The sequence below is a fragment of the Deinococcus fonticola genome, from assembly GCF_004634215.1.
GTDB lineage: Bacteria > Deinococcota > Deinococci > Deinococcales > Deinococcaceae > Deinococcus > Deinococcus fonticola.
In genome coordinates this window covers 106,602-115,000 of the sequence record NZ_SMMH01000011.1, presented here as the reverse complement: position 1 = coordinate 115,000, position 8,399 = coordinate 106,602, and the positions used below count along the sequence as shown (strand labels likewise).

Here is an 8,399-nt window from a genome sequence, read left to right as displayed (position 1 = left end):
GGGGGCTGTCAGTGGTCTGGCCATCAGCCGCCTGATTCCTGATCCGTTGGAGCGCCCCTCGCACATGCTGGCGGGCGGCGTGGGAGGCCTGCTTCTGGGGACAGTGATGATCGCCAGTCTGGCCCTGGCTTTTCCTATGGCGGTGCGGGCGACACCTTCCGGCAAACAGTCGCTGTACCCCTCGCCCGATCTGGCCCCAGGCCTCTACAGTGCCGTGGCGAACTCGGCCATTCAGACCGGTTTACGCAGCATCTGGACATCCAGTGTGGCGGCCCGGACACTGCTGCTGCCAGACCGCGCCAGGTAAGCCTTACGGCTGGGCGGGGGTCAATTTAATTCGGGTGTTGTGAAAGGTGCTGCCGCCCCCCAGATCCGTGAGGGTCTGGGCGGTCAGGGCATTGATGCTTTTGCCGTCGGGGGCGCTGAGCCCCCACCACGTCCCTTCCAGCACGGCGGTGCCGGGGCTGGTGGTGTCGGTGACCCTCACGCGGCGCTGGACGCTGCCGTACTCGCTTTGCAGGGAAGCATACCCGCCTTCGTGAAGTTGATACTGCCGGGCGTCCTGCGGGTGAACGAGGACATGGGGTTCGGTTCCTTCAGCCCGGTTCAGATTCTCCAGCACACCATAAGTGCTGTTCAGAAAGTGATGCGCGGGCGGAGTCAGCAGCCGCACCGGGAAGTGGTCATTCAACTCGGCGTGAGGTTCGCGGTGGTGCGGGGCAGGGGAGAGCTGCACCTTGCCGCTGCCGGTTTCGGCTCCGTCGGCGTAGGGGAGGAAATCGCCGGGCAGGTTCAGGGGAACGCTGCCTTCCGCTTTCAGGCGTTCGGGCGTGATGCCTTGCAGGAACGGATGATCCGTGTTCAGCAGGTCTTTCAGCAGGTCATCCACCGTCCAGTACAGTGCCGGCTCGGTGACGCCCAGGCGCCGCCCGAGTTCCTGAAACACCCAGGTGTTGGGGCGGCACTCGCCCGGCGCAGGCAGCGTGGCCGGGTTATAGCCCAGGTAGTGGTGCCCGTAGCTGGTGTAGAGGTCGGCGTGCTCGGCAAAGGTGGTGGCGGGCAGGACGTAGTCGGCCAGGCGCGCGGTTTCGGTCATGGCCTGCTCTAGCACCACCACCAGCAGGTCGTCGCGTTGTAGCCCGGCCTGCACCCGGTCGGATTCGGGGGCGACCACGGCGGGGTTGGTGTTGTACACCACCAGGGCGCCCAGGCCCGCTGCGGGTTCCAGGGCATTGGCCAGTTCGACCATGTTCACGCTTGAGGAGCCGGGCCTGACGAGGTGAGCGCCGCCCAGGTGCGTGCGGTTCAGCTTGAAGGTGCCGCTGCTGCTCAGGGCGCACCCGCCGCCTTTGTGCCGCCAGTCGCCCGTCAGGGCGGGAAGCAGGGTCACGGCCCGCAGGTTGTTTCCGCCGTGCTCATGGCGGGTCATGCCGTACCCCACGCGAATATAGGTGGGCCGCGTGGTGCCGATGGCGTGGGCGAACTCGCGGACTTCCTCGACGCTGAGGCCGGTGGTTTCGGCGGTGCGCTCCAGCGTCCAGTCCTGCGCGGCCTCGCGGAGTTCCTCGATGCCCGTGGTGGCCTCGGCGATGTAGTTGTTGTCCGTCCAGCCGTTGAGGAACAGTTCGCGCATAATGCCCAGCGCCAGCGCGGCGTCCGTGCCGGGTCTGATTTTGAGGTGCTGGTCGGCGTAAGCGGCGGTGCGGTTGCGGTACGGGTCGACGCACACGATTTTCGCGCCCTTCCTGCGGGCCGCCGTCAGGTGCGGGGTCAGGTGGCTGTTGGTCGAGAGGCTGTTGATGCCCCACAGCACGATCAGCCTGGCGTGCTGCACGTCATGCAGCGCAGGGGCGTAGCGCGTGCCGTAGCCCAGGCTCCAGGCGGCAGTGCCCGCCGAGGCGCAGATGGTTTCCTCCAGTTCGGGGGTGCCCAGCGCCCGCCACAGCGTGTGCGCGTGGTGGCCTTCCATCAGGCCCATGGTGCCGGCGTAGTGGTAACGCAGGATGCTCTGCGGCCCCCGGGACTCCAGCAGCGTCTTGAGCCGGGCGGCGATGTCGTCCAGCGCCTCTTCCCAGGTCACGCGCTCGAAGCGGGGTTCGGCGTCCGTTTTCTGCCCAACGCGCCGCAGCGGATACAGCGGACGCTGCGGGTGGTTGGCCCGCGCCGGGTAATGCACCGTTTTCGCGCAGGCAAAGCCCCTGGTGGTGGGGTGATCCGGGTCGCCCGTGACCTTGACCATGCGCTCGCTGTATTGACCAGTTCTGGCGTCCTCACCCGGCGCAACGGTGATTTTCAGGCGGCAGGCGTCCGGGCAATCCAGGGGGCAGGTCAGCAGGACATCGCGGGTCATGCCGGGTAGTGTACGCGCCCTGCACAGGCGGGCGAAGGGCCACTTCTACACCTTTAGCGGCGGCCACCTGCAACTAAATATGGATGTGTAAACGCCGCTCCCTGAGTACCTTACACATCAAGCTGCACATCACTATCCAGAGGGAACCTCGGCCCTCTGAAGGGGGACGGTATGGTTCAAACGGCGCTGAATTTACTGTGGTCAATCTTCACCCCGTGGCACGCCCTGGGGCAGGGGCTGTTCTGGCTGACCGTCCTGGGCGGCGCCGCGCTGCTTTCTCTGCGGCTTTTCCGGCCCGGCCTGTTGGCCAGGTCGCTGCCGCACCTGCGCGAGACCCTGACCCCCGTGGGCGCCTGGGGAGCCGCCGCCGCGCTGTTTGCCCTGAGCTTCAGCGTGCTGGGCGTAATCGGGCAGGTGGTGCTGCACCGCGTCAGCAGCGGCGACAGCGCCAGTGCCAGCCGCAGCGCCGACCCGGACGCCGCGCCCACCACCCAGCAGAGCCCGCGCGTCACCTACCTGACCGAGAAGAAGTACGAACGCACCCTGGTCATTCCACCCGCCATGATCAAGCGCGTCAAGCAGGAGGGCGTGCAGACCCTGGCGCCTTACCTGCAAGATCCCACCAGCCAGAACATCGTGAAACTCCGCGACCGCTTCTGGCGCAGCGGGCAGGACATCATGTTTACCCGCAGCGCCACGCTGCTGGGCGAGGAACCCATCCGGCTCGACCAGGCCCTGGTCAACCTGAATCTGGATTTCGTGTCCCCCATGCAGGGCGCGCGGCGCAGTTGCTACAACGCCAGATTCGGCGCTCAGTACGCTTTTACCAATCCGCTGGATACGCCCGTCACCGCCCGCTTCGTGTTTCCCCTGCCGGACGGCAGCGGCACCCTCTCGGACTTTCAGGTCATCGTGAACGGGCACGAACTGGCCGCCGCCGACCTGATGAACGGCAATGGCTGGCAGGGCCAATTGAACCCCGGCCAGACCGCGCACGTCACGGTGACCTACCGCCACCAGGGCGCGCGCGGCTGGCAGTACCTGCTGAGTGACCGGCGCGAACCCATCCGCAACTTCAACCTGAACATCCGCACCAACCAGGCCCCCAAGTTTGCGCGCTACAGCCTGTACCCCACCCGCAGCGCCCGCACGCTGGGCGGCACCAACCTCTCCTGGAACCTCAAGAACGTGATTACCGCGCAGAACGTGTCGCTGAGTTTCACCGTCAGCAGCCTGCGCGAAACCCTGACCAAGCTGTACGCCTTCGCGCCCCTCGCGCTGCTGCTCGCGGGCCTGTTCGGCCTGGTCTGGGCGCGCTGGCGCCGCCTGGACGCTACGCCGCTGGCACTGGGCCTGGCGGTGCTGGGTCTGCTGGCCGGCACCGCCCTGGGCGGCGTGCTGATGAGCTACCTGCCCGCCTATCTGGCCGCGCCGCTGGGGGCCGCCGTGGCCGCCCTGCTGGCCCTGCGCAGCCTCGGGACGGCGCACTGGCCGCCCGTCCTGCTGGCCAGCGCCCTGCCCCTGGCTTTCCTGTTCACCAACCACGCTGGGCTGATTCTGGTCGGCGTGGTTGTGCTGATCCTCGGCACCCTCATCTGGACGCGCCCCGGCGTAACCCCTCCCCTGGCCCGCCGCGCCTTTCTGGCAAAGCGGCGCTTGACCACCTGAACGGAGAGCCGGAGGCCATAAGAACCAGCGGGACTGCCCCGCCTATGGCCATCCGGTCAACTTCGCATGACAGGGCTGCCCGGCCTTCCTACAATGAGGTGATGATGAAAAAAGCCCGTCTGTCTCTGCTGGTGGCCCTGGGCGGTTTGCCGCTGCTGCTGACCGCCTGCCCCAGGCCCGTTCCCTATGACCCGCCGGTGTTGCTTACTTTCCGCCTGCCGGAGGATGCGCCCGCCAACCTGAGCATCGCGGCCGTGACCTACCAGTTACAGGACAACCAGAAGGTCGAACCCGTCGTGTTGACGCATGGGTACGTCGGCGGCAAGACCGCCTCCATCTCGCTGTTCAAATCCGACCTGGCGACGCTGGCGAAGAACACGCGCTGCACCACTCCGTTCATGACGGGGGAGGCGAAAGAGATGACGAACGTCACCGTGAATCCCAGCACAGTGACCACCTGCAACATTCACTTCGTGGCTTACGAGGACCGGAACAACGACCGTTTCCCCACCGCCGAGGAAGAACGGTACATCACGCATGACCTGTACGGGTATGCCAGCAGCGCCTTCACGTACAGCATGACCACCAAAGATGGCAAAAGCACCGAAAAGGGAACCCGCACGCAGGGCTGGTCACTGGTGCGCCACACCGTGCTGCAACCCAGTGCTACGCCCGGCAAGTACGTGGTGACCATGAATAGCGTTCCCGTCGTGGACGAGAACCTCATGATTCGCCTGCATGAACCCACCGACTTTATGACCAGCATGAGCATGGGAGGCCGCCGATGAAACGTTTTGTTCCTTTGCTGCTCGGAGCATTGCTGCTGGGCGCCTGTTCCCAGTCACCGGGGGGCACCGGCAGTGGCCGTCCTGAGCTATCCAGCGGTATCGAAGTGCGGTTTCCCGCTGCGCCCAGCAGCGCTTACCTGAGCCTGCTGACGGAAAGCGGCGAGAGCGTGTACCAGGTGGCTGTGCCAGCCGGCGCAACCAGCGTGGCGGTGGACGGCAGCAAGTGGACGGCGCAGTCGGCGAATGCCAAGCCCCTGCTGGACTTCCTGCCCAGCGGCGCGGGGCCGGCGGGCGTGAACGCTGAGGGCATCAAGGCCAATTTCCTGCACTGGGTGATGTGGCAGGACAAGAACAGCGACGGCAAGCTGACGGCCGGCGAGGCCCTTGACCTGATGACCCACGACCGCGTCGCCTACGTTTCCCAGGACGCCGAGGTGAAGTTCAGCACGCCCAGCATGAACCAGGTCTGGAAACTGGACCAGGGCTGGAGCCGCGCCGAGCATTACGTCTATCTGCCCACTGGCAGCGCCACCTATCAGCGCCGCCTGGAGAGCAGCGGAGTGCAACGCTATGAAATGCACCTGCCCACGCCGGTCACCAGCCAGTAAAGCTTCACGTTTCAAGGGCGGCATGAGAGACCATTCTCGCGCCGCCCTTGTCGTTACCGTCAGAGTAAACCCAATCTCAGCCGGGCGTATTGGGTATGCTGGGGGGCATGACTCAGCAGGGGCAGACGATGATGTGGGGCGGCAATGCGGCCTTCATTGAGGAATTGTACGAACAGTACCTGAATGACCCACAAAGTGTAAGCAGCGAGTGGCGCTCGTACTTCGACGACATTCGCGGCGGGGTGCAGGAAACGGCGCACAGTGCCGTGCAGCAGGCCTTCTATGATCTGGGCACCAGACGCCGTGGCGGGCCGGTGGTGGTGCAGGCCCCAGGACTGGCGGGCACGGGGCAGCACAGCGGCGCTCAGCAGGCTGCGAGTGCTCTGATCACGGCGTACCGCGTGTACGGCCACATTGCCGCACGAACCAACCCCCTGAAGATGCGCGGCATTCCCGTGATTCCCGAGTTGCAGCCGGAGTTCTACGGCCTGACCGAAGCCGACCTGAACACACAGGTCGAGGACGGCCCGTACAGGGGCACGCTGCGCGAGGTGATCGAGCAGCTGAAAGACACCTACTGCGGCACCATCGGCTTCGAGTACAACTACCTGCCCGCCAACGAACGCGCCTGGTTTCAGGAGCAGATCGAGCGCGGCCTGGGCAAGAGCCGCCACACCTGCAGCACCGAAGACCGCCTGCGCCTGATGCAGAAACTCACGGCCGCCGAGGGCCTGGAACTTTACCTGAAGAACAAGTACCCCGGCGTGAAACGCTTCGGCCTGGAGGGCGGTGAGAGCTTCATTCCGCTGATGGACCGCATCATTCAGAAAGCCGGCACCATGGGCGTACATGAAGTGGTGATCGGCATGGCACACCGTGGCCGCCTGAACACCCTGGTCAACATCTTCGGCAAGCCCACCAGCGTGCTGTTCGACGAATTCGACGGCAAGGCCAGGATTAGCGACAACCCCGACGTGGCCGGGGACGTGAAGTACCACATGGGGTACTCCAGCGACATCAGCACGCCCGGCGGGGCCATGCACCTGGCGCTGGCCTTCAACCCCAGCCACCTGGAAATCGTCGCGCCCGTCGTTCACGGCAGCGTCCGTGCCCGCCAGGATCGGCGCGGCGACACCGAGCGGCAGGAGGTGCTGCCCATCACCGTACACGGGGACGCGGCGGTCAGCGGGCAGGGCGTGGTCATGGAAACCCTGAACTTCTCGCGTCTGCGCGGCTTCACCACCGGCGGAGCCATTCGCATCGTCATCAACAACCAGATCGGCTTCACCATTTCCGACCCGCGTGACACCCGTTCCAGCCGCTACTGCACCGACGTGGCCAAGATCGGCAACGCGCCCGTGCTGCACGTCAACGGTGACGACCCCGAGGCCGTGGCCTTCTGCGGCGACCTGGCCATCGCCTACCGCCAGAAGTTCGGGAAGGACATCTTCATCGACCTGATCGGCTTCCGCCGCAACGGTCACAACGAATCCGACGAACCGCGCATGACCCAGCCCATCATGTACCGCGAAATCGACCAGCACCCCGGCACTCGCGCCCTGTACGCGCAGGAACTGGAGAAAATGGGCGTGCTGAGCGCCGGGCAGGCCGACGAGATGGTGAACAGGTACCGTGACCGCCTCGACCGGGGCGAAACGGTCGTGGAAGAAATCGAGAACCTGGCCCAGAGCAAACTGGCGGTGGACTGGAGCGAATACACCGGCACCCACTGGAAGGACGACGAGGTCGCCACCGGCGTGCCGCGCGAGAAACTGGAGGAACTGGGCCTGAAGCTGGTGCAGGTTCCCGAGGGCTTCAAGGTTCACCGCACCATCGACCGCACCGTCATCAAGCCGCGCACCGCCATGGCCAAGGGTGAACAGCCGCTCGACTGGGGCATGGGCGAAATGCTGGCCTACGCCACCTTGCTCGACGAGGGCTACGGCGTGCGCCTGGTCGGCCAGGACTCCGGGCGCGGCACCTTCGTGCACCGGCACGCCGTGCTGCACGACCAGAACGCCGAGAACCCCTTTTCCGAGGAGTACATGAGCCTGGCCCACCTGCGTGAAGGTCAGGGCCACGTGGAAGTCATCGACAGCACCCTCTCCGAGGAAGCCATCATGGCCTTCGAGTACGGGTACTCCACCAGCGAACCCAAGAGCCTGATCCTGTGGGAAGCGCAGTTCGGGGACTTCGCCAACGGAGCGCAGGCGGTCGTCGACCAGTTCCTCAGCGCCGGGGAAAGCAAGTGGCAGCGCCTCAGCGGCCTGACCCTGCTCCTCCCGCACGGGTACGAGGGTGCCGGCCCCGAGCACAGCAGCGCCCGCCTGGAACGTTACCTGCAACTGTGCGCCCAGCAGAACATGCAGGTCGTGGTGCCCAGCAGCGCCGCGCAGATCTTCCACCTGCTGCGCCGCCAGATGCTGCGCCCCTACCGTAAACCCCTGATCGTCATGACGCCCAAGAGCCTGCTGCGCAATAAACTCGCCATGAGTCCCATCACGGAACTGGCCGAGGGCACCTTCCAGGAAGTCATTGGTGACCGTGACGTGCAGAACGCCCGCCGCGTGGTGGTCAGCAGCGGCAAACTGCACTGGGAACTGTTCGAGGCCCGCGAGGCCGACAGGGAAGGCTACGCCGGAACGGCCCTGATCCGCCTGGAGCAGCTCTACCCCTTCCCCGCCGAGGAACTGCGGGCCGAACTCGCCAGGCACCCCGGTGCTCAGGTCGTCTGGGCGCAGGAAGAACCCGAGAACCAGGGAGCCTGGCTGATGGTCTGGGAGGATCTGGAAAAAGTCCTGGCCGAGGGGCAGACCCTCACCCACGCCAGCCGCCCCCGCAGCGCCAGCACCGCCGCCGGGTACGCCAGCGTTCACGCCAAGGAACAGGCCAAAGTCATCGCCGACGCCCTGGGCGAGAAAATCAGGGTGGACGTGATTGCCGAGGAGAAGGCTGAAGCGCAAGTCGCCCAGCAACAGGGTTAAA

At 65.6% G+C, this 8,399-nt stretch carries 6 protein-coding genes (1 of these 6 only partly in view); 5 read left to right on the top strand and 1 reads right to left on the bottom strand.

Translation table 11 applies throughout. The features are described 5' to 3' along the window. Positions 1 to 307: the 3' portion of a hypothetical protein gene (locus tag E5Z01_RS08575; protein ID WP_135228976.1), read on the top strand. The gene continues 170 nt to the left of window position 1, outside the view; 307 of the gene's 477 nt are visible here — the last part of the coding sequence; its start codon lies off the left edge, out of view; its stop codon occupies positions 305 to 307. Between the two features lie 3 nt (positions 308 to 310). On the opposite strand, the gene E5Z01_RS08570 is transcribed toward E5Z01_RS08575, so the two are convergent. After that, complete coding sequence (locus tag E5Z01_RS08570; protein ID WP_135228975.1) at positions 311 to 2,350, bottom strand: molybdopterin oxidoreductase family protein; 2,040 nt, start codon at positions 2,348 to 2,350, stop codon at positions 311 to 313. 171 nt (positions 2,351 to 2,521) lie between these two features. On the opposite strand from E5Z01_RS08570, the gene E5Z01_RS08565 reads away from it, so the two are divergent. The 4 genes from E5Z01_RS08565 to E5Z01_RS08550 all read left to right on the top strand — a co-directional run bounded on the left by E5Z01_RS08565 (position 2,522) and on the right by E5Z01_RS08550 (position 8,398). After that, complete coding sequence (locus E5Z01_RS08565; protein WP_135228974.1) at positions 2,522 to 4,018, top strand: hypothetical protein; 1,497 nt, start codon at positions 2,522 to 2,524, stop codon at positions 4,016 to 4,018. A gap of 101 nt (positions 4,019 to 4,119) precedes the next feature. Further along, positions 4,120 to 4,806, top strand: coding sequence for a hypothetical protein (locus tag E5Z01_RS08560; RefSeq protein ID WP_135228973.1), 687 nt, complete (start codon positions 4,120 to 4,122; stop codon positions 4,804 to 4,806). Continuing rightward, complete coding sequence (locus E5Z01_RS08555) at positions 4,803 to 5,414, top strand: hypothetical protein (protein WP_135228972.1); 612 nt, start codon at positions 4,803 to 4,805, stop codon at positions 5,412 to 5,414. Before E5Z01_RS08560 ends, E5Z01_RS08555 begins: the two co-directional genes overlap by 4 nt. A 107-nt stretch (positions 5,415 to 5,521) precedes the next feature. Continuing rightward, the gene (locus tag E5Z01_RS08550) at positions 5,522 to 8,398 is read left to right on the top strand and encodes a 2-oxoglutarate dehydrogenase E1 component (RefSeq protein WP_167757833.1); all 2,877 of its coding nucleotides are present in this window, start codon (positions 5,522 to 5,524) and stop codon (positions 8,396 to 8,398) included. Position 8,399 lies beyond the last annotated feature (1 nt).

Coding starts and splice junctions, on each gene's coding strand:
- E5Z01_RS08565 (WP_135228974.1), top strand. CDS start 2,522: ATGGTTCAAACGGCGCTGAATTTACTGTGGTCAATCTTCACCCCGTGG.
- E5Z01_RS08550 (WP_167757833.1), top strand. CDS start 5,522: ATGACTCAGCAGGGGCAGACGATGATGTGGGGCGGCAATGCGGCCTTC.
- E5Z01_RS08560 (WP_135228973.1), top strand. CDS start 4,120: ATGATGAAAAAAGCCCGTCTGTCTCTGCTGGTGGCCCTGGGCGGTTTG.
- E5Z01_RS08555 (WP_135228972.1), top strand. CDS start 4,803: ATGAAACGTTTTGTTCCTTTGCTGCTCGGAGCATTGCTGCTGGGCGCC.
- E5Z01_RS08570 (WP_135228975.1), bottom strand. CDS start 2,350: ATGACCCGCGATGTCCTGCTGACCTGCCCCCTGGATTGCCCGGACGCC.